At 35.9% G+C, this 23,917-nt stretch carries 10 protein-coding genes and 3 pseudogenes; 8 read left to right on the top strand and 5 right to left on the bottom strand.

Going from position 1 to position 23,917, the window contains the following annotated elements:
• Nucleotides 1-51: 51 nt before the first annotated feature.
• Nucleotides 52-403, top strand: a pseudogene (locus ACHUE4_RS06435) (IS4 family transposase); the annotation flags it as partial.
• Between the two features lie 541 nt (nt 404-944).
• Nucleotides 945-1,196 carry a transposase gene (locus tag ACHUE4_RS06430; protein ID WP_394188551.1) on the top strand — a complete coding sequence of 84 codons (252 nt, stop codon included), beginning with the start codon at nt 945-947 and terminating at the stop codon, nt 1,194-1,196.
• Nucleotides 1,197-1,346: 150 nt separating this feature from the next.
• On the opposite strand, the pseudogene ACHUE4_RS06425 reads toward ACHUE4_RS06430, so the two are convergent.
• The 5 genes and pseudogenes from ACHUE4_RS06425 to ACHUE4_RS06405 all read right to left on the bottom strand — a co-directional run.
• Nucleotides 1,347-2,018: pseudogene (locus ACHUE4_RS06425) on the bottom strand (LCP family glycopolymer transferase); the annotation flags it as partial.
• A 546-nt stretch (nt 2,019-2,564) separates the two neighbouring features.
• Nucleotides 2,565-3,663 (bottom strand): annotated as a pseudogene (locus ACHUE4_RS06420) (IS256 family transposase).
• A 199-nt stretch (nt 3,664-3,862) separates the two neighbouring features.
• Nucleotides 3,863-5,311 (bottom strand): S-layer homology domain-containing protein, encoded by a 1,449-nt coding sequence (locus tag ACHUE4_RS06415; protein ID WP_394188550.1) that lies wholly within the window; start codon nt 5,309-5,311, stop codon nt 3,863-3,865.
• Nucleotides 5,312-5,682: 371 nt separating this feature from the next.
• Nucleotides 5,683-6,609 (bottom strand): S-layer homology domain-containing protein, encoded by a 927-nt coding sequence (locus tag ACHUE4_RS06410; protein WP_394188549.1) that lies wholly within the window; start codon nt 6,607-6,609, stop codon nt 5,683-5,685.
• Between the two features lie 630 nt (nt 6,610-7,239).
• Complete coding sequence (locus tag ACHUE4_RS06405; RefSeq protein WP_394188548.1) at nt 7,240-8,697, bottom strand: S-layer homology domain-containing protein; 1,458 nt, start codon at nt 8,695-8,697, stop codon at nt 7,240-7,242.
• Between the two features lie 252 nt (nt 8,698-8,949).
• On the opposite strand from ACHUE4_RS06405, the gene ACHUE4_RS06400 reads away from it, so the two are divergent.
• The 6 genes from ACHUE4_RS06400 (at nt 8,950) to ACHUE4_RS06375 (ending at nt 23,917) form a co-directional block, all read left to right on the top strand.
• Complete coding sequence (locus tag ACHUE4_RS06400) at nt 8,950-11,133, top strand: S8 family peptidase (protein ID WP_394188547.1); 2,184 nt, start codon at nt 8,950-8,952, stop codon at nt 11,131-11,133.
• Nucleotides 11,134-11,749: 616 nt separating this feature from the next.
• Nucleotides 11,750-12,832: an S-layer homology domain-containing protein gene (locus tag ACHUE4_RS06395; protein WP_394188546.1), complete on the top strand. Its 1,083-nt coding sequence runs from the start codon at nt 11,750-11,752 to the stop codon at nt 12,830-12,832.
• 574 nt (nt 12,833-13,406) lie between these two features.
• Nucleotides 13,407-13,568, top strand: a complete 162-nt coding sequence (locus ACHUE4_RS06390; protein WP_394188545.1) for an aspartyl-phosphate phosphatase Spo0E family protein — start codon at nt 13,407-13,409, stop codon at nt 13,566-13,568.
• Between the two features lie 69 nt (nt 13,569-13,637).
• The gene (locus ACHUE4_RS06385) at nt 13,638-13,790 is read left to right on the top strand and encodes a hypothetical protein (RefSeq protein WP_394188544.1); all 153 of its coding nucleotides are present in this window, start codon (nt 13,638-13,640) and stop codon (nt 13,788-13,790) included.
• 565 nt (nt 13,791-14,355) lie between these two features.
• Nucleotides 14,356-18,147, top strand: coding sequence for a S8 family serine peptidase (locus tag ACHUE4_RS06380; RefSeq protein WP_394188543.1), 3,792 nt, complete (start codon nt 14,356-14,358; stop codon nt 18,145-18,147).
• Nucleotides 18,148-18,286: 139 nt separating this feature from the next.
• Entirely contained in the window at nt 18,287-23,917 is a 5,631-nt protein-coding gene (locus ACHUE4_RS06375; RefSeq protein WP_394188542.1) for a pullulanase, read from the top strand.

Genomic DNA, 23,917 nt, shown 5'->3' with positions numbered 1-23,917 from the left:
TAATAGACAAGATTACGACGAAAAACGTCATTTGGACAATGTTTTTCATCAATTAATCTTCAATTTTTTGAAGAAAATGTGATGAGATTAGACCATTATACTAAAAAACCAACGACCTAATTTTTTAAATTACTCCTATATGCACAGCTGCACGAAAAAGAAAGCTTGCACGCTCTCAACGATTGTTTTTATTGATGATCACCTTCAAAAAACTGCAAACCTGGATTCTACTAGCGTTTCTCAGCTGTCAGGAAAATCAACGGCATGAATCCTGACATCTTACAACAACTATTTATTTAGTCCTCCAAATTCAGAAGAAAACGAATTACTCTAAAACACGATGCCGTTAAAAATCGTTGATTCGAGTACGTTTCCACTGAATTTGACAAATCATAAAGGGGCTGACTGCGCACTATTATGAAGACCTGGTGAGAATTTGTATGGATGATGAGTATATAGTTCGTATTTTGAATCCGGCGATAACTGCGAGAGAAAGAGAAACCGTGTTAAATTATATGAAAACGGACCGTGTGGATTTTATGGCGATTGTCCAGTCGTAACTTCATGGACGAGATGGAACGAGCGTAGTTTCATTACTTGAGCTAGAATCGTTAAAAATTGACTAGAGCAGAAAGAACACTAGTGAACGCTCAAATAAGGACAATCAATCATCTTCGTTTGTATATGGATCACATCTTCCGAGAGTTTCAAGTAAAAAATGTAAAGGTCGATGATGAAAACAAGGTGATCAAGATTCTGGATCAGTTCGATTCAAAAACATCCCTATTCTTGATGAGACACTATCCTCACCCTTCAGACATTCTAACACTTGGCTTAGCAGGACTTAGGAAGATTTTTTAATCGAAAATAATTTAAAGCTCCGTGATAGTGTAATCAATAAGCTCATAGATTACGCAAAGGATGCGATCCGCAAACCAAAGACTATGCTTGAAAGTGAATTGATTTTACTTCAACAGAAGTTGAATGAATATGAGTTAATTCACAGTCAAATCAAGCAGTTAGAGGAACTAATTGAAGAAAAACTACTGGAGACTGATGAGGGTTTCCTCTTGAGCATTCCGGGGATTGGCCCCACCACTGCAGTGGAAATGTCGGCCGAAATAGGGAATGTTCAATGGAATAGTAATATGGACATCAGCCTCAAATGCACACTTTACTTGGGAGGATTAAATTGAATCCCTAATTCATTAATGACCTGTTAAAAATAATTGGAATATTTGTAAGAAAAAGAATATGTAAGAATTTCCTTCATTAAACTATTCTTAACAACAATAAAGCCAATAAAATTAGTCAATAAAGAAGACTGATTGTATTGGCTCTTATTTTTATTTCAAATCCAAATGCTTCTTCAATCTATCCTGGACTTTCTTTAACTCAATTTCATCCATGTAATAATACCAAACGCCATTCTGTTTTCCGCCTGTTCCTTTTTCAAAGTACAGTTGTTCTAATTCTCCTACTGCATCACGATAATTGGCTTGGACATCTACCATTTCTTTAAACTCCATATTGGATTTCACATTAGCACCCAGTGCATTAAAAATACTACGATAATTGAGTAAACTGTTAACTGAAGCACCTTCTTTTAATATCGCTTGGGTGACTTGTTTTTGTCGGTTCTGTCTACCGAAATCACCTTCTGGATCGTCATATCTCATACGTACAAATGACAATGCTGCTTTACCATTCAAGTTTACATTTCCTTTGGGGTAATCATGAGGTCCAGCAGAAAAAGCGAAAGTATTATCTATTGTGACACCACCAACAGCATCCACAATATCTTCAAATCCTTCCATATTAACTTTAACAATGTAGTCAATAGGAATATCAAATAACTTTTCAACTGTATCCATAGACATTCCTAGGCCGCCGAACGCGTAGGCATGATTTATTTTATCCTTTATTCCACGTCCAATTATTTCAGTGTATGTATCACGAGGAACACTCACCATTTTAGTCGACTTTTCTGTAGGATTGACCACCATGACAATAATGGTATCAGAACGTCCTACATCATCTTCACGCTCGTCAACTCCAAGTAGGAAAACTGAGAATGGCTCTTTTTATTCTAGTTTTATTTCACCGACCCGCAAATCAGATACTTCACGTTTAAGTGGACTATGAATTTCTTTTATTGCAGAAGAGAAACTTAGGTAAACACTTAATAGGAAAACGGTTGTCATTAGTAAAAGGATGCCTACAATCCATGGCCACTTTTTCTTTTTTTTTTATAACATGTTTTCGTCATTAAAATTCCTCCGGTGTTAACTCATTTCTACAATGGGAATAATATCAACACTATTAACAACTGTTCCTCACATTCAAACACACAGTTCAATGTGTATATAATATGAAGGGATTATTAATAGCTGATGAGCATGGTAGATGTTGTAACAACAATCATACTATTTTTATTCAGTTTAATAAAAAATTTGTAGTAAGCAAATAGAGGTCTTAGTGTTATTTACATAAATGAAACCGGGAGCGTCAAGAAGTTTGTGTAAATAATGAAAAACTTTTCTTGTAGGTGCATGCACCCATTCTTAATATTCTTTGAACATGGCTGCCAGTTCTGCTCGAGCTTGATCAAAACCTAAATGACATCGAGTAGAAAACTTTTGATTGTATATGTCAAATTGAGAAACAAGAAACCTCTCAAGGGATTCTTGATTTGGAAATTGCTCTTTACGTTTACCATATTTCTTGATTTGTTTGTTAAACGACTCAATTAAATTCGTTGAATAAATGCTTATCCAGATCGATTTTGGAAAGCTGTAGAATGTGAATATATATGGGTTTTCCATTAATGATTTTGTCCTTTTGGATAGGTTGATTTCCACTTTTTCACGAAATCTTCAAGTGCTTTCTCACCCATTTCACGATTCTCAGAGCGATAGAACGATTTGAAATCTTCACAGATTTCTAAACGATCTGTTACACGGACTTTATGAGCGATGTTACGTGAGAGGTGAACGCAACAAGATTGGTACTGAGCATCAGGGGAAACTTCAAAAATGCGATCAGTAATGCCTTTCAGACGTCTGAAATAAACAAAAGGATTTCTTCCGCACCACGAGCCTTAATATCTTCCAACAGCTCTTTCCAAAAGAAAGCAGATTCAGTTAGAGCAATCGTATATGTAAGTACTTCTTTAGAGCCATCCTCACGGATTCCAACCACAATATAGACAGCTTCTTTTGAACCAGTGTCACGCTTAAGGGCAATATATGTAGCATCTAAATAGACACACACATACCGAGAATATAGTGGTCTTGTTTTAAAAGCTTCCACTTGTTCACTCATAGTCACTCCTTTTTGAAACATATGAATCACATAAGACTTTAGGGTGTCGTTTGATCGTTTATATGGAGCTACAGTCTGTTGTTTAAATTCACCGTTTCGATCACGAGGAATGGTCACTTCTAAGTCCCGATACTCCGTATGGAGTGTACGAGAGTAAGCGCCATTTCGAGAATTACCTGAATTAAAGCCGATTCGGTCGTATTTTTCATAATCCAGGAAAGCCGTAAGCTCTGTTTTAAGTAATGTATTTACGGCTGCTTCTAAGTGAAAACGGAATACTGCAGTGATGTCTTCTTTTTTCACTAGAGCTTGCTTGGTATCTGATGTAAAATGGTTCATAGGGAAGGCCTCTTTTCTGTAAATTGGTTGTGGTGACTTAATTCTACAAGAAAAGGTCTTCTTTTTTCTATTTATTCATTTACACAAGATATTTTACGCCTCTATACAATAAAAGAGCGTTACACTTCTTATCTATATTGAAGTGTAACGCTCTTTTCGTAATATTAATTTATCTTTATTAACTGATGGCTCGATTCTATTATTCTATGCTTTGTGAAGGAGCATATAGATAATCTTTTTTCCCATTAATCATGATTTCAACTGGATACCAAATAAAGTTATTTGCGGCAGTTGATGAGAAGTCATATAAGGGTCCACCAACTATTTTAATTGGTGTACCAACTGGGACTTCAACTTTTTCAGAATTAGTACTTGGCTTTTCACGTAGACGCGTATTTACCATTTTTGATTGATCACCTGTTTTGAAACGATCATTCGAACGTGTTCCTTCAGAACTCATCATAAATTTAAGTTTATTAAAAACAATTGTTTCATTAGTTTCTGCACCATAAGTAAAGTCTTTTAAAGACATTTGTATCGCTGGAATATTTGTTGCTCGTTGGCTAGATGTATTAATAGCTAAGAATACTTTCTCTTGATAAGCAGTTGGATTAGGTTCACCAGTCGCTTTATAAAAAGGGCTATTTACCGATTTAGTCCCATTATAAGCCATAACCGCAAAATACCAACTTTCCAATTGGTTCGGATCATGAGCACCTATTTTAGGTAGGTCTGACCGATTAAAGTGATAAAGAAGCATATCAATTGCAACTTCAATATTATATTCAATGCTGTATTTTAATTTCTCTACATCATAATCTTGTATGTTAGTAATTTGCATTAACCCAATTCCATCATCAAAAGATATAATAGGTTCACCATTAGGTTCGTAATGTTTCCATTCACCATTTTCAACATTAACAATTCCTTTAACAATTTCAGGCGGAATGATTCCATCAGCATTACGTGCAGCATTAGTAATCATACAATTTAGTGTTTGGCGACTAGGGTTAGTTCGTAAATCTTCATCATACCCACAACTTGATGAATCAAGTCTCAGGTCTTCGTTCAATCCACGTGCAAGAAACGCTGAAAAATGTTTACGTGTTACAAACCCTCCTGGATTAAAGTGGGTATCATTCACACCTTCTGTTATACCAAATGCATGTATTTTACGAATTGCTGAGTAAGATTCCTTTTGCAAACCAACATCACTAAATTCTTTCGCAGACTCTTCTTCGAGCTTAAATGCTCTTGCCAATAACATGGCCATTTGCTGGCGAGTAATTTTGTCGTTTGGTGCAAATGAAGTTGGGCTTTTCCCATTAATAATTCCAGCTTCATATGCGGATTGAACAGCTCCAGAAATCGTTTTATTTACATCTTTGAAAACTGTCTCTCGAGGAGTTAAATCTAAATCGAATGCACGGGCTAACATTACTGCTGCATGTCCCCTAGAAAGTTCTTCATCAGGTTTAAATTGATTATTTTCATAACCAGTAATAATGGTTTCATCGTAAAGGTAATGGATGTGATCATAAAACTGATGTGTCGTAGGTACATCTGTAAATTCTTTCGCTGCAGCAAAAGTAGAAGTAGTAAGTGCAAAGGTTAAAGCTAATAAGCCACTAATTAATAATTTTTTCATTTTGAATTCCCCCTAATATTAGATTAACTGGATTAATAGGGAATTAATACCTTTTAAGTCGATATTACTAAAATTGGTTCTAAATTACTACAATCAGTGCTGATTAGAGTTATGAATTCTTTATTTAAAATTTCACGGAAATCAACTCAATATGGACAGCATTTTATACGTTGGTACTCGACCAATATTACTGGCGTATCTTTCTATCGGTTAAACCACATAGAATCTTACTTATTGTCTAATATTGTTGGAAAATAAAAGAACGAACTTATTGACTGCGTCAACTTGTTCGTTCTTTTAGCTTTTGGTTTCAATAGATAGATAATCTTGGCTATGTTTTGATTCATATGGGCGAGCTATAAAAACCGAAGTTAAGGTGCTTTTTTAATGGCAACATTCAATTTATCATTCTCTTCGGTTACTACAACATCAATTATTGTTGTAATTCGTCCGTTTTTTGTAGGTTCAGAAATATGAGAGAGTTGGGTTGTTCCTGCTTTATGTGGTTTAAGTATTGCGTACTCATTATCATTTCTTATTATCATTTGATCTGCAACTGGCGGTTGAAAAGTTTTTTGGAGTCCAAAAGATGTATCATCAATTGTATCAATTATTGAAATTATAGATGAATCAAGAGAAACAAATCGTGTTTCCCCATGTTCTCCTACTATAGTATCATAGGTCTCTTTACTTTCTAAGCCGAAATCTTTGAAAAAGAAGTAATCAAAGTCCTCTCTTTTTCTTTGGATTTTTTCAATCATTAATGCAAGTTGTAAGCGATTAAGATAGGCATTCATTCTAAAAGTATTATCTTTGAAGCCTGAAATATATCCATAATAATCCATTGTATAAATATATTTTCCGAAAGGAGCTTTAAAAGCTATATAATTATAACCATCATTTGTATCAACATAGGCTCTATATACATCAGAGTAATTTTCTAAATTCGCATCGTATATTCCAATCAATGGTATATTGAAACCATCCACTAATATTTTTGTCATTTGCCCACGTTTTAGCGGATCGTTGACTCCATATCGCTTATCCGAATAGCCACCAATAATTCCTTCATTTTGTAGGGCAGCAATGTATGGATAGAATTGATGTGTTGGAGGAACATCTGTGAAGTGTGGATCCTTAACATTTGTAATATCTAGACCTAATACTTTTACAATAATACTAGCAGCTTGACCTCGAGTAATAGGTTTGTATGGATAAAATTCCGGTAAAGTACTACTAATTGCATCTTGGTTTAAAAGATTCTCAACAGCATAATAGAAATTGTCTGTTGTTTTCACATCATTGTAATGTACTGTTGCAGCTTGTACTTCGAAAAATTCCGTAAATAATAAAATGAACGTTAAACCAACTAATAGTAATGTTTTTTCATAATTTCGCCTCGATATCTTTAAGATAGTCATTTATTTTTGTAGTTTATGATTTTATCGGGTGAGCTAAATAAATAGTCTGGACTAAGAACAAATTTGGTATGTCTTTGTATATCTCATCATATATTTGTAATGACATTTGGGGATGAATTAGAAATGAGTATCTCCCAAGTCATACTTTGTATATATTGAACGGTTATAACAAATCTTATTTAAAAGTTTGTATATTTAATAAAGCATGTCTTTAGTACAATTAATTTAAATTTCATCATTCACCAAAAGTAAGTACATTTCATTAATAGGCTGAAATATCTCAATATTTTATTGGAATAAATTTCATGGTTAATGTCTACACTAGCGGGTAATAGTAGTGAGTGAAGGGATTTTTATGGTTGGTGAGCCATCGATCCTTTCTTCTCTAAAGTGTCTAAGATTCTTCTTAGGCATTTTTTTTATTGTGTAAAAACACAATTTATATTAATGGAAAATTGAGAACGTCATGAAAAATTCATGACGTTCTCCTTTATCTTTCATTTGAAATTATTTTTTTATTTTTCTCTTGTTACCATTGAAATCAGTAATATATACAAAATTAATATCTGTACTAATTTCTGATGCAACGATTTTAGAGATTTTTATTGTATTTAGGGTGCTTAAATCCAATTCAAAAACCCCGTTTTCATTAGCAAAGTAAATACTTGAATGATCTATTGCGACTGTATCGTAATAAGGTTGGTTCTCTACGTTTGAATAAGTAAAAATATTAAGTGTTTTTAACGGTCGAACATTCGTCCCGTTTAAGTCTGATATATATAAGGACACATTTTCCCCTTTTTTTGAAAGGTTCTCCTGAGATACAATATCTAGCCCAGTATGTTTTTCTACGGATTTTATGAAATAAATTTTATCATTCCATATTGTATAGTTACGAACCTTTTTAGTAGCAATCGGTCCTAAACCATCCAACCGACGTTTCCCATCAAGTGATTTATAGCCTTCACTTCCATATGCAAAGACCTTTTTAAAGACTGGTTCCGATTTTCCACCATTAAGTGAAACCTTCATCAAAGTGCTTTGTTTAACTTGAGTTATGTTAAAATTCATCTCTGGAAAAATTAAATAATATAGCTCGTTCCCATATATCATCATTTCTCGTTCGAATAATGCTCCTTCAGAACCTCCAAAGTCGTCTTCCATTAAATAAGGATATCCTTCTGAATCAACTAATTTAGATGCATCTACTAGGACTGAATCAGTTTTACTAGATAAATTTCGTTTAACAATATAGTCTTTTTCCACCGAATTAGGAAATTGAGAGGTAAATGAATATCGATATCCATCATACGTAATGCTTTTGCCAGTCAGCGCAACTTTTTGTTTTGCTGAACCTAATTTCAAGTTGTCATCCATTGCTCTTGCTAAAAATACAGAATATTGAGCACGTGTCACGGCATTTGATGGTTTAAAAGAGCCATCTGGATAACCACCTGCAATTCTTTCTTCTGTCAATGAGTTTATATCAAAAAATGCCCAATGATTGGGTTCAACATCTATAAAAAATGGTCTTTCGGTATGAGGGAGTTCATATGCTCGTCGTAATATTACCGCCATTTGAGCACGGGATAGGGATTCCCCAGGTCGGAAATATCCGTTTGAACCTCTCATAATACCAAGTTCATTCATTGTGGCTGCAATGCCATACATAGGAGACTCTTTGGAAATATCTTTAAAAATAGAATTTAGTGAATCATTAGTAGGAATATTCAAAGCCTTCTTCAGCATAGCAGCAGCTTGAAATCTCGTGATTTCTTTATTCGGTCTAAAAAGGCCATCCGGATAGCCGCTAATCACACCTTCACCAGAAAGATAGTTTATTTCCATCTCAGCCCATAATCCTACTACATCGTGGTATTGTTTACCTTTAGCAAAAACTTCATTAGGTAAAGAAAAAGTTAATAATATGGAAAAAATCATAGTTACATAGAAAAAGTACTTCATAACAATTCCTCCTTTTGTAAAAATATACAAGAAAAACATTGGGAATTGAATAGGGCAATGTGTTCTATATTTTAAATTCATTAAATAATAGATAGAAAGGGATAACTATTGAGTAATTTAGACTATCTAGCACAATTATCGTAGTTTCAGAAGAACGCATTTAAAACAAATGACTTATGTATAGAATCGGAAGATGTCCGATATAAACGAGAGATTATATTTTTAATAAACAGTTTTAAAGGAGATAGTGAAATGAGTCATTTTCAAAAAGTGTTTTTAACACTTATTTTTCTTATATTAATAGCCAACGTTTCTGTTGTTTCCGCAGAAGATTCGCAAGATCAAAGAGTACTCATCACATTCAATGATCAAATAAGTGAAGAGGTTATTGAGCAAGTGGATGGTGAGATTAACATAGAGTTTGATGATATTGCGGTTGCAGCTGTATCGGTTTCAGAAAAAGGCATTCAAGAATTAAAAAAAGATCCTTCGATTAAACGAATAGAGAAAGATCTTGTAATTAAATCTAATTCACAAGTTTTGGATTGGGGTATCCAATCTATAAATATTACTAAAACTTGGCAAACGGGTTATACAGGAAAAGGGGTAAAGGTTGCAGTTATTGATTCAGGTATTTCAAGTCATGAGGATTTAGTGATTGCGGGTGGAGTGTCGTTCGTGGATTACACCAATTCCTATCAAGATGATAATGGTCATGGTACGCATGTTGCCGGTATTATCAGTGCAAGTGACAATGGATACGGTGTTAAAGGTGTAGCTTCGGGCGTTGAATTATATGCCGTTAAAACAATGGATGAAAAAGGTAGTGCTTATTTGTCGAATGTGATTGCAGGAGTCAATTGGGCAATTCAAAACCAAATGGATATTATCAATTTAAGCTTGAGTACTCAATCAGAGTCACCTGCTTTTAAAGACATAGTGGATAAAGCATATGACGAGGGTATTTTGCTTGTTGCTGCCGCGGGTAACGATGGGACAAAATCAGGTGACACTGTGGACTTTCCGGCAAGATACCCGTCTGTTATTGCAGTAGGAGCAATTGATCAAAATAATAGGTTTGCTTCTTTTTCTTCCACTGGTCCAGATGTTGAAGTGGTAGCTCCTGGCGTTGCAGTATTAAGTACATACCTTAATAACTCATATGCTCGACTTAATGGGACTTCAATGGCGACACCTTTTGTATCAGGTTATTTAGCTTTATTAAAACAAGCATATCCATCATTATCTAATTATCAATTAAGATCTTTATTAATAAATCATACGTTGGATTTAGGATTACCAGGCTTTGACCAGTTTTTTGGAAATGGATTAGTGATCGCTTCAGATCTAAAACTACCTCTTTTTGGAGTACCGTCAACAGGTAATCCAGCAATTGATTTAAAGATTTCAAATGAAAACATCAAATTATTTCCTGGGGAATCTGTAGAATTAGATGCAGTCGTTGTTCTTAAAGATGGCACAGAAATTAATATTTCCAATGAAGCAGTATGGAATTCTAGTGAAAATGCAATTGCAACTGTTCTAGAAGGCAAAGTAGACGCACTTCGGATTGGTGAAGGGAATATTTCAGTTTCATATGGCGGTCTATCCACAAAAATACCAATTGAAGTCGTGGAAGCAAACCCTGTATCGTTTGTAACTCCAAGTATTAGTGTCATTGACGGACAAATCGGAGATTTTATACAAGTGGAAATGGAAGCGACAAGGGAAGATGGTTCAGTTGAAAATGTCACAAAGGAGTCGACTTGGATATCTGAAGACAACATCATCGCTGAAGTAATTCAAGGGAATATCCAGCTAAAAAGTGCTGGCGAAACATATGTTAAGGCTACGTACGATAATAAAACTATTGAGATAAAAATAAATGTTATTGAAGAAATTCATTTGCCTGATTTTAGCGATGTACCATCGGAATTTTGGGCATATAAAGATATTAATCAATTAAGAGATCGACACATTATATTAGGTTATGAAGACAATACTTTCAAACCTCACTCTTCTATACGTCGTGACCATGTAACGGTTTTACTTTCAAAAGCTATTGATTTACCATCAGTTTTAGAGGCAGCTGACTTTGTTGATGTACAAGTAACCTATCGATATTATCCAGAGATTAAAAAAGCCCAGTTAGCAGGATTGGTTTCTGGTGATCTTGGTAAGTTTAATCCTCAAGAAAATTTAACTCGCGCACAAATGGCCAAAGTGTTGGTACTGGCTTTTGATTTAAAGAAAAAAGGTGAACATTCTTTTGTAGATGTTTCAAAAAATCATTGGGCAAGTGATTATATAAGTATTCTTTATTCAAATGGTATTACCATTGGAGACAATGGTAAATACTCACCAGAAAGTCCAGTGACACGTGCTCATTTTGCAGCATTTTTAGCAAGAAGTTTTGAAGTACAAGTGGAAATGTGAGGAGTAAATTTGTTCACTAAAATGAAGGCATTAATTATATGACTTGATCAAAAAAAGTAGTGATCCTGGCCAAGATTGGCTTGAATCACTACTTTTTTGTGTATTGATTACTTACTTAGTGTATGAATTATTCCATTTATACTTGCCACAACTAATTCCGTATCGGTAACATGTATCCTTTGCAAGGACATTCGAGAGTTTGCTCGTCTTTTTATCAAGCAAACTATACTTAAAGACACCATTTTTATTGAAGTAATACATCGTGGTTAAAGTTTATTAGCAATGAGCTAATATCTTGTTTGAATTAAGGGGGAGACAACATCCGTTAAAAAATACAGTGATAGATTAGGTGATTGTAGAGAAAGCTAGTATCAGTGCACCTAGGAAGATAATATATAATAATTATTAATACTGTTTTATTGATGTCTCCTCTGACTGCCAGTAGATAATCATAACAATAATGTAGTATAGAGTTTATCAGCATTTTATAGGTGAAAACATAACTTGACCTATTTCGGGGATATAATGACAAAAAACTACTTTGTATAATAAAAATTAATGTAAATATTCATTCATTTCATAAAAATGGTATAATAAGAAAAAAAGGGGTTTTTGTATGAAGATAAAAATAATACTGTCTTTCAGTGCAGCACTATTTATAATTTCGCATGCGAATACATCTTATGCATTTCATGATGACCTATCACTGAAAGACGTAAAACCTGAATTATTAGATGAAGTAGACTATTTAGCACACCGAGGAATTATACAGGGCTATCCGAACGGAGAATTTGGTGCAACGAATGGAATTACACGTGCTCAAGCTGTCACGATGATTATGCGAGAACGAAGAGACCTTCTGATTAATCCGGTTAATCCCGGTTTCACAGATATGACGATAAATAATTCCCATTATAAAACTGTGGCACAAGCAGTTCATTTGGGTATTATACAAGGAAAAGTTGCACAAAATGGTTCTAAATATTTCGATCCTAATGCTATACTCACTAGATCGCAAATGGCATTAATTTTAACACGTTCTTATCAAATTCCATTAGATCGTAGTGACGTGGGTTATAAAGATGTCTTAAAAACTTTTCATTCTCAAAAACAAATTAGTGCATTAAGTCATGCAGCGGGTAGTATTGGTCCAAATGATGGAAATTTTTTGCCAAATGAGAAGGTAACTCGTCAAGAATACGCTGCATTCCTAGCTCGCCTGCTTGAAAGAAACTTGAATCCGATGGGACATCAATTTATTCCAGATGATGAGTATGAACTAAATCGACCACCCACTAAATGGTTAACTCCTAAAGAGCTTGCTATTGAAAAAGCTCAAATGATTTTATTAATAAATAAAATAAGAAAAGAAAAAGGTCTTTCACCATTAACAATTGATGAAAAGCTAAATCATTTAACACATATTAAAGCCCGAGGATTTGCAAAATATCCAAATACAGATCACGCATTTAATTTTGTTGAAGAATTTTATGAAGAAGAGTTTAACAAGAAATTAAAAGGGACGATCGATGAAGTAACAGCAAGTAATGATGTCGAATTTGCTATCGATCATCTTATAGGTAATCCAATGAACGGAGAGCACATTTTATCTTCAAAATATGAAAAACTTGGAGTGGGATTAGCTCAAGATATTGATGGAACATTCGACTGGGTATTGTTCTTACACGATGAAGAGTAGGAACAGGAAATTGCATAAAACAATCCGGAATAATGAAAAATGAATGTTTTAATTTGAATCCAACAGATAAGTTGCTGTTGGATTCTTTTTGTTTAAAATGATTTTAAATAGTAAGTAAACTACAGAATATTTAGGCTCTTTCATTAAAGAGAAAATTCTAGAGGCTTAATGTACGAAGCGTTAATCCATATGGTGGAATGCTTTTGAAGATGAGCTATATAGCTTATTTGCTCTTACAACTGGACAACCTGAAATGGGACATGAAATTATTCTAAACGATTTAAAGAAAGAAAGATTTGCGACCTCTTTTTGGTAAATACAATAAATTATTATAGGTCCTGACGAATTTCGACAATGTTTGCATTTTGAAAGTAATATAATGGTTATAATTACATAAATTTCTTAGCTTTTTGATGATTAAGGAGTTAATTTCACCTTATAACAAGTAAAGTTTAAATTCCCAAAAAGAAGTTTAATTTATTTTACATATCGCAGCGGCTCTAAAAATATTTATTAAAACAAATTTTAAAGTACTTAAAATAAATCAAACGATGTTATAGGAGATAGTGAAACAATGAAAAGATGGATCCTCCAAACGATCTTACTCAGAAAAATAAAATTGAAAAGACTAGATTTGTATGCAAAAGCAAAATCTTTAGGAAGGAAAGATCATCGAGTAATAACGTGCAGTCAAGAACTTGATGCATTACTTAATAAATATCAAAGTTTACTATGATAAAGACTATTATATGTCGTTTAGATTCAAAATATTGAAATAGAAGAACATGAAAAATGGGGGTACAGTATGCTAAAACACAATATTTGTTGGTCTACATCTGAAACAAAGAAAATTTATCAGGCAACGAAAAATTCCGAAATATTAATAGAGTATTTAGAAGATCGATTAATTCAATCAAATATTGCAGCTTTAATCAGTGAATATTCATCAACATCTTGAGGTTATGTCGTCTTGGTCTATTACTATTCTTTAAAACCTAAAAAGCGTTTATTGTCCGCAGCTCCACGTCGTAAAAACAATTACATACATGTCGTTGTTTTTAATCATATTTTGAGCAGTGACTATCTAAAAGAGATGGGATTCAAAATGGGCAGAGAATATCAGTAATAAAGAAGATATCGATAAACTAGTTCATGCGTTAAAAAAGAAGTTACATAAAGCTTAATTTTGTGAAGGATTATTTTCACTTTATTATAAGATTTTAAAAATTAATTTTTAATTTCATAATTATCAAATCTGCACGTAGTCTATTGAACTACGTGTTTTTTTGCCGTATAAACGCATATTCCTAAGATTTTGTCGAAAGGATAATTCTATTTATCTAGATTTCCAACCTTACTAAAATTTGTAATGAAAATGTAATATTAGGAAGTCTAAAAAGTATTTTAAATAGTCGGAATATATGTTAAATTTCAATTTGTCACATACTTTAGACAGAAATTTAATATAGTTGTAAAGTTCGTCTAATACGTGAAAAACGACTAGGGAGGAAAGTAGATTGGGAATGAAGAGAAAAAATATGATTCTCGCAATTGCTACAACACTTGCACTTAGTACGGCGTCATTTGGGGTACCTGCACCTTTAGCAGCAACTCAATTGGCTAAACAAATACCAGCTATTCAAATGCAGAAACCTGCTTTGAAATTGCCGGAAAGATTAATTGCACCAGAGAATGCGAATGAGATCGTTCGTATTATCGTGGAGCTTGAGAAAGCTCCTGCGATTGAAGCGGCAACAAAAAAAGGGAAACTCTATAAGGATCTTCCGAAATCAGAGCGTAAGGGTTTAGAAGCATCAATTAAGTCTGATCAAAAGAATGTAAAAGATAAAGTAAAAGGCAAATCTAAAAATATTAAATTTAAAGAAGAGTTTACAACTGTATTCAATGGATTCTCTGCAGAAGTAGTTGCTGGAGATGTTGCTAGTATTGCTCAAACTGAGGGTGTAAAAGCGGTATATGAAACAAATGAATATACACGTCCAACGGAAGAACCAAACATGGTTCATTCAAAAGAATTGGTACAAGCCCAATTAGCTTGGGAAAAATATTCATTTAAAGGTGAAGGAATGGTAGTGGGGGTAATTGATACAGGTATCGACCCAAGTCACCGGGATATGATCTTGTCGGCTGAAACTGATGAAGAAATTACTTCTGATGAAGTATCTGCGTTAGTTGATGCTGGTGAAATTGAGCCAGGAAAATACTACACAGATAAAGTCCCTTATGGTTATAACTATATGGATGGAAACCAAGAAGTTCGTGATTTAGGTCCAGGTGCTTCCATGCATGGGATGCACGTATCAGGTACTGTTGGCGCGAATGGTGTTGAGGAAAATGGCGGTATTAAAGGTGTAGCACCAGAAGCTCAACTTTTAGCGCTAAAAGTTTTTGGAAATGATCCACTTTTCCCGTCTACATTTGGTGATATCTATGTGAAAGCAATTGATGATGCAATTAAACTTGGTGCAGACGTTATTAATATGTCGCTAGGTGCTACAGCAGGTTATGTAGATAACTCGAACCCTGAACAAATGGCTGTTACAAGAGCCCAAGATAATGGTGTTTTAGTTGCTATTTCTGCTGGTAATTCGGATATGTTTGGATCAGGTACTTTTTATCCTATGGCAAATAATCAGGACTATGGTTTAACGGGGTCACCTTCTGTATCAGAAGATTCATTTGGTGTTGCATCTTTTGAAAATAGTACAATAACAGCTTCAAGTTTCACATATGAATTTGATGGAGTAGAAGCTGGTCGAGCACTATTCCTACTTGCAAATGATGCTGAACCAAATGATTTACCATTAGAAGAATACCCTATTGAATTTGCAGGATTTGGAACGTCAGCTGATTTTGCAGGTAAGGACTTAACTGGTAAATTTGCGTTGGTATCACGTGGAAGTATTGCGTTTGTTGAAAAAGGCTTAAATGCTCAAGCTGCAGGGGCTGAAGGTGTTATTATTTATAACAATGCAGCCGGTACTATTAGTATGGCTTCTAGTTCTGAAATCAAAATTCCTTACATGTCTGCACTTCAAGTGGATGGATTAGCACTTAAGACTGCACTAGAACAGGGACAAGAAGTAACAGTTGGATTTGACGGTCAATACCTCGAAACAGCAAGTCCATCAGCGGGGAAAATGAGTACATTTACGTCGTGGGGACCAACACCTAACTTAGATTTCAAACCTGAAATCACAGCTCCTGGTGGTAACATTTTCTCTACATTAAACAATGATTCTTATGGTTTAATGAGTGGAACTTCGATGGCTGCACCGCATGTAGCAGGTGGTACTGCACTTGTTATGGAACGTGTGAATGAAGAGTTTGGATTGACTGGTGCAGAACGAGTACAGTTCGCGAAGAACTTGATGATGAACACAGCAAAACCAGTAGTTTTGGCTGAATATGGTGGAATGAAAGAGTACGTTTCTCCAAGACGGCAAGGGGCAGGAATCATGCAACTTGCTAACGCTTTAGAAACAGATGTCATGGTTACAAACACTGCAACAGGTGAAGCGAAAGTAGCATTAAAAGAAATCAAAGAAGGCAAGTTCACATTTACTTTAAAAGCGAAAAACTACTCGGATGAAGTGAAAAACTTCAATGTGGATGTTCAACTTCAAACAGACTATGCAGGTAAAATTTCTGGATATGACGTAGTTGTACCTAATATTTATGGATCTAACATTGTAACTGATTTGGTTGATGTAAATGCTCCTGAAACTATTGAAATAGCTGCAAATGGTGAAACTGAAATTCAAGTATCTGTTGATGCTTCTCTATTGAAAGACGAGGTAGGTTACGAAGCATTCATTAATGGCTTCTTCATTGACGGTTTTGTTATGTTGAATGATCCAACTGAAGAAACGTCAGGGAATGTACCATTAACTGTGCCGTTCTTCGGTTTCAACGGTTCATGGGACGACGCGTCCATCTTTGATGGTAGTGCTTGGGAATCCTCGACTTATTGGGGCTACCAAGGTTTGGTAGATGAAAACGGAAGTTACATCGCTGGTCCATCACTAGGGACGAACTTCGATCCATCGAAATTTGCATTCTCTCCAAATGGGGATGGCAATATCGATTCAGCAACTCCAGTGTACTCATTGCTACGTAATGCGAAAAACCTGGAAATCAACGTGTTGGATGCTGAAGGTAACAAAGTCCGTACGATTCGTACTGAAATGAACATGACGAAAAACTATATTAATTCAGCAACAAATCCTGCTTATAAATATAGTTCAGCAAATGCTTGGGACGGTATGATTAATGGTAAGCCGGCTGCAGATGGTCAGTACTACATTCAATTGCGTGGAGTTATTGACTTTGAAGGTGCAGAATGGCAATCAGTTGAATTCCCAATCTATGTGGATACGAAAGCACCAGAAGCTAAATACAAATTCGATCATAAGAAAAACATCATTTCGACGAACACACTTCAAGATGCTGGCATTGGACTTGATCGAGTAGAAGTATATGTAAACGGTGTTGAACGTGAAGAATTTGCAGAGCTTGCATCACAATATGAAGTCACAAACGTGAAAAAAGGCGACAAAGTTACACTTAAAGTATGGGATATTGCTGGAAACGTGACGGAACAAACATTTGCAATTAAAACAACGAGTGCGGATTATGAAGAAGTTGAAGGGGAAGAGCCAGATACAGGTTCAGGAACTACTCCTGGAGATGGTGGATCAGATGACGATTCTTCAACGCCAAACGAGCCAGAAACAGTAGAACCAGTTATCTATATCGACTCTCCAAGTTTCTTCGGATACAACACTTCTTCACAAGTGGAAGTAAGTGGAGCGGTTGAAGACGCTTCAAACATTGTTTCATTAAAAGTGAATGGTGAGAGTGTAACTTCATTTGATGGCGTGAACTTCTCGCATACTTTAACACTTGCTGATGGTGTACAAGTTGTAAATGTAGAAGCGATTGATGAATTTGGTAACACGATGGCGATTTCGCGCAGAATTTTTGTGGATACAACAAAACCAACTATTGAAGCGGTAAAATCAACAGTGCCGAAAACAGTTAAAGCAAATGCTGATAACCCAGTCATTAAAGTAAAAGTCGGCGACAATTTTGATGAAGTCCGTGTTTATTTAAATGGTAGCGAAGTATTCTACAAACCAATTTCTGAGCCTTACGCAATGTTAGGTTACGAACAAACAATTGAAATCGAATTGCCTTTAGTAAAAGGTAAAAATTCATTTGAATTAAAAGTGGTTGATTTGGTAGGTCACGAGGCAACTCAAAAGTTCTCGGTTTCTAAACAAGGTAAATAATAAATACGAGAGTCAGCAATTTGCTGGCTCTTTTATCATAATAAAAGTGCAAACGATTGCATTAGTCCATCTATTTAAGTAGATTACCTTTTCGAGACTTGTGTAAGCGATTGCAAAATCAAGAGGAGGAAACAAAGCAGTGATAATATCAAAAAATACGAAGCGCAAGTTCTCTATTTTTATGGTTATGATGATGACTCTAAGTATGTGGCTACCATTTGTTCCAGCAAAACAGGCATTTGCGGTAGATACGGTAAAGACCAATGAGGTTGAATCAACTGAATCGGCAGACCGTCAAGTCCGTTTTACGTATATTCGTGAGGATGAAAACTTTGGCGAATGGAACATTTGGGCTTGGAACACCGGTGTTAAAGATGATCAAATTGATTTCGAAACGAAAGAAGGTAGTGAAGCAACTGTTCATATTGCGGTTGCACCTGAAACGGAACAATTTGGCTTTGTTCTTCGAAGCACTTATGACTGGAACACAGCGCAAAAAGAGTTTAGTGATCGTTTTATTCAAGTAAATAAAAACGACTCATTGACGAAAGCGTACATCACAAGTGGGGTCGAGCAAATTCGAATTGTCCCTGATGGGTCAGCTCCTGTTATCGATCAAGGTGATGCGACGTTTTATTACCGTGATAAAGACCTTTTTACAAACGATGCGATGCATACGATTGAAAAAGTGGAGTTAAAGTTTAATGGAGAAATAAAGGAAATGACGTACGAACCTGAGAATGAGAGATTCGTCCTTTCTTACAACGACATTCCAAATGGGGAAACCCCATATTCATTTCTTGTAACAAAAGATGGGGATACATCGGAAGTAAGTGATCCTTACAATACAGTAGATGGTATTTCAACGATTGATTTCCGTCAGGCAGATTTAACGGTGACAGGTTTAGTTGAACCTGCAGCTATTGACTACAATCAAAACGCTGTTTTAACTGTAGGTATCGAAGGATTGACAGATGATGTAACGATTACAAAAATCTTTGCGGATGCATCTTCTATTGGGGGATCAGATAAGCTAGAGATCGATCCTTCATTAAAAGGAATTGCGATTGCAGTAGATGAAGATACAACAGCAGGAATGAAAACAATTCCATTAACTGCAGTAGATTCATATGGAAACAACTACGAAGGTTCGACTCAAGTTGAAGTGAAAACGAGACAATCAACAGGAGATGCTGATTTTGATTGGGACGAGTCCGTTATTTACTTTATGTTAACGGATCGATTCTTTGATGGCGATTCTACTAATAATGACCCTTACGACCTTACCTATGATTCGTCTAAACGTGGGACTTATCAAGGTGGGGATTTAAAAGGGATTACGACGAAGCTCGATTATCTTGATAATCTTGGTGTCAATACGATTTGGATTAGTCCAATCGTCGAAAACGTTAAATATGATGTTCGTTCTGGCGAAAACGGTGAACCCTACTATGCTTATCATGGCTATTGGGCTAACAATTTCGGGGAATTAAATCCGCATTTTGGAACAATGGAAGATTTCCACGAATTAATTGATGCTGCTCATGAGCGAGACATGAAAATCATGGTCGATGTGGTATTAAATCATACAGGTTACGGCTTAAAAGAAATTGACGGGGACATGGTGAATCCACCTGCAGGTTTCCCAACAGATGAAGATCGTTCGAGATTTAGCAATATTGTCCGTCAAGGGGCTGATATTGGAACGGATGAAGTGGTTGGTGAATTAGCAGGTCTACCTGACATTAAGACAGAAGACCCTGTAGTTCGTCAGCAAATCATTGATTGGCAAACAAGCTGGATTGAACAAGCTACTACGGATAAAGGAAATACGATTGACTACTTCCGCGTAGATACAGTGAAACATGTTGAAGATACAACATGGATGAAGTTCAAAACTGCGTTAACAGAAAAGAAACCTGAGTTTAAAATGATTGGTGAAGCTTGGGGTGCCAATGTTAACAATAATCTCGGTTACCTTGAAACAGGGATGATGGATTCATTACTAGATTTTGAGTTTAAAAATACAGCTCGTAATTTCGTGAATGGTCAATTAAAAGCTTCCAATGAAGCGTTAGTTTCGCGTAACGGGAAACTCGATAATACCGCTACATTGGGCCAATTCCTTGGTAGTCACGATGAAGATGGGTTTTTGCATTCTTTGGGAGGAGATGAAGGCAAGTTAAAAGTGGCTGCCTCTCTACAAGCGACTGCAAAAGGACAACCTGTTATTTATTACGGCGAAGAGCTTGGTTTAACGGGAGCCAATAACTACCCACAATACGATAATCGGTATGACTTTGCGTGGGATCAAGTTGAAAATAATGATATTTTAGATCACTATACGAAAGTTCTTAATTTCCGAAGTGACCATTCAAAAGTGTTTGCTAAAGGAGAACGAACATTTGTAGGTGGTTCGGATAAAGATCAGTTCTTGTTATTCTCTCGAGCGTATAACGATGAATCTGTGTACGTTGGTTTAAATGTTGCGGAAGAAGCAAAAAAGGTAACATTAACGGTTGATTCAATAGATGCTGTGGTAACTAACCATTATTCGGGTGAGATTTATGAAACGAATGAAGCTGGAGAAGTTCTTTTAACACTTCCAAGTAGAGCTGAAGGTGGTACAGTTTTATTAACAACTGAAGGTGGCAGTATTACTGGTGCGGTTGCTACTGAAGAAGGCGGTGTAGAAGTTGAGCCGATTCCAGCTAACAGCATTCGCATTCACTATAACCGCGAAGATAATGTTTATGAAAACTATGGAGCATGGCTTTGGAATGATGTCGCTTCACCATCTGCAAACTGGCCGGTAGGTGCGACTATGTTTGAAAAAACCGACAGCTATGGAGCTTACATTGATGTTCCACTAACTGAAGGTGCAAAAAATATTGGCTTCCTTGTTATGGACATAACAAAAGGGGATGCTGGTAAAGATGGTGGCGATAAAGGCTTTACGATTGCTTTACCAGAAATGAACGAAATTTGGATTAAGCAAGGTTCGGATAAAGTGTATACGTACGAACCGGTTGATTTACCAGAGAACACGGTTCGTATTCACTACACACGTGATAACGGAGATTACGAAAACTTTGGCGTATGGAACTGGGGAGATACAGCAACACCTTCAGTTACTTGGCCAACAGATGCAGTTGATTTAGGTGGGGTAGATCGTTATGGTGCTTACGCGGATATCGAGCTTAAAGAAGATGCGAAAGATCTTGGGTTCCTAATTGTGAATCAAGAAACACACGAAAAAGATGCAGGAGATAAATCATTTAACTTACTCGATAAGTATAATCACTTATGGATTAAGCAAGGTGATGATACGGTTTATATTTCTCCTTATGAAGAAGTAGCATCAGGAATTGTATCGGGTGAAGTCATTTCTGAAAATACCATTCTATTAGGATTTACGATGACTGACGGGTTAACAGCTGAAAAGTTGAAAACGGATTTAGTCATTAAAGATATCGATGGAACAGAAGTTGTTGTAGAAAGTGTTGAAATAACAGGCGACACATCAGTTGAAGTAAAAGCAACATTCGCTTTAGACAAACTTCCATTGTCGATTACGTATGCAGGCAGAACTGTTTCAGCTTCGACAGGATGGAGATTGCTAGATGAAATGTATGCGTATGATGGGGATGATTTAGGTGCGACATACAAAGATGGTAATGCCACATTAAAATTATGGGCACCTAAAGCTAGCAAAGTTGTTGCCAATTTCTTTGATAAAGATGACGCGGCAATGCCAATTGGCAGTATAGATTTAACACTAGAAGAACAAGGTGTTTGGTCAAAAGAAATACTTTCTAGCGATTTAGAAGTAGCTGATTTGAATGGATATTATTATCAGTACGAAGTCACAAATGATGGCGTAACAAAAACAGTTTTAGATCCTTATGCAAAATCAATGGCGGCATTCACTGTGAATACAGAAGGAAATGCGGGCCTGGACGGCGATACGGTTGGTAAAGCTGCTATTGTTGATTTAAGTGATACGAATCCTTCAGGTTTCGGTCATGCCCAAATTGACGGTTACGAGAAGCGGGAAGATGCGGTCATTTACGAAGTTCATGTTCGTGACTTTACATCTGACCCTACTATTGAAAAGGACTTAAAATCGAGATGGGGATCTTACAAAGGTTTTATTGACAAACTCGACTATATTAAGTCATTAGGTGTTACTCATGTTCAGCTCCTTCCGGTCATGGCTTGGTATTATGGCGATGAAACGAAAATGGATGAGCGGGAACTAGAATATTCAGCTGGTGGCAATGAATACAACTGGGGCTATGACCCACATAATTACTTCTCACCAGATGGTGCGTATTCAGAGGATGCAACGGATCCTGAATTGCGCGTAAAAGAGCTGAAAGAATTAATTGATGCAATTCATGATGCTGAGATGGGTGTCGTGTTTGATGTGGTCTACACGCATATGGCGAAAGCTAGCCAATTAAATGATATAGTGCCGAATTATTATGCGTTCCAAGATTCGAAAGGTAATTTCTTAGGCGGTTTTGGTAACAACTTGGCTACGAATCATACAATGGCTGAGAAATTGATGGTCGATTCGGTGAAGTATTGGTTCGAAGAATACAAGATTGATGGCATGCGATTTGATATGATGGGTGACGCGACGTATCCTTCCATTCAAAATACATATGATGCAGCTGCTTCTGTAAATCCAGATGCATTATTTATTGGTGAAGGATGGAGAACGTTTGCTGGTCAAATTTCTGACCCATCACTTGCAGGAATGGGAGCAGATCAGGACTGGATGGACAAAACGGACGATGTTGGCGTATTCTCTGACGAAATCCGTAACGAATTGAAATCTGGATTCGGTTCAGAAGGTGAGCCTAGATTTATTACAGGTGGCGCACGAAATATCACGACCATTTTCAATAACATCAAAGGTCAGCCATCGAATACAGCTGACGACGATCCAGGTGATATGGTTCAGTACATTGCTGCACATGATAACTTACCGCTATACGATGTGATTGCGCAATCCATTAAAAAGGATCCAAAAATTGCTGAAAATAATTTAGAAATTCATAAACGGATTCGTATTGGGAACTCAATGATTTTAACGTCTCAAGGTACAGCATTTATTCACGCTGGGCAAGAATATGGAAGAACAAAGCAATGGTTAGGTGAAGGTGTTCCTGAACAGAAATATCATGAACTAAGTGATACAGACGGGAATTCGTTTGGATACTTCATTCATGATTCGTATGATTCTTCTGATGCAATTAATAAATTCGATTGGGAAAAAGCGACGAACAAAAAAGAATATAAAGTGAATACAACTACACGAGAATACACAGAAGGTCTAATTAAATTACGTAGATCTACTAATGCTTTCAGGTTAGGAGATAAGGAGTTAGTAGATACAAATGTAACTTTATTGGAATTCCCTGAGATAAATGAGTCTGATTTAGTCATTGCTTACGAAAGTAAGTCGACGGACAATACAGGGGATTACAATGTATTTGTAAATGCAGATACAGAAGCTAGAACCTTAACTTTGGGAGATTTGGATTTATCCAAAGGGGATGTCTTAGTCGATAGTGAGGAAGCGGGAACGAAGAAAGTTCATAAGAAATCAGGATTTACATTAACGAAAGACACGTTAACGATCGATGCTTTAACAACTATTGTGATTAAAGTGGATCATAAGGATAAAAAGAAATCTAATAATGGACAAAAAGGTGCTTCACGGAAACATCCAGTAGCTGATATTTCAAGGAAGAAGTAA

Origin of the sequence: Paenisporosarcina quisquiliarum (genome assembly GCF_043641925.1) — a bacterium.
Lineage (GTDB): Bacteria > Bacillota > Bacilli > Bacillales_A > Planococcaceae > Paenisporosarcina > Paenisporosarcina quisquiliarum_A.
Note: the sequence above shows the minus strand (reverse complement) of the source record. Positions and strands in the feature narration are given on the sequence as shown.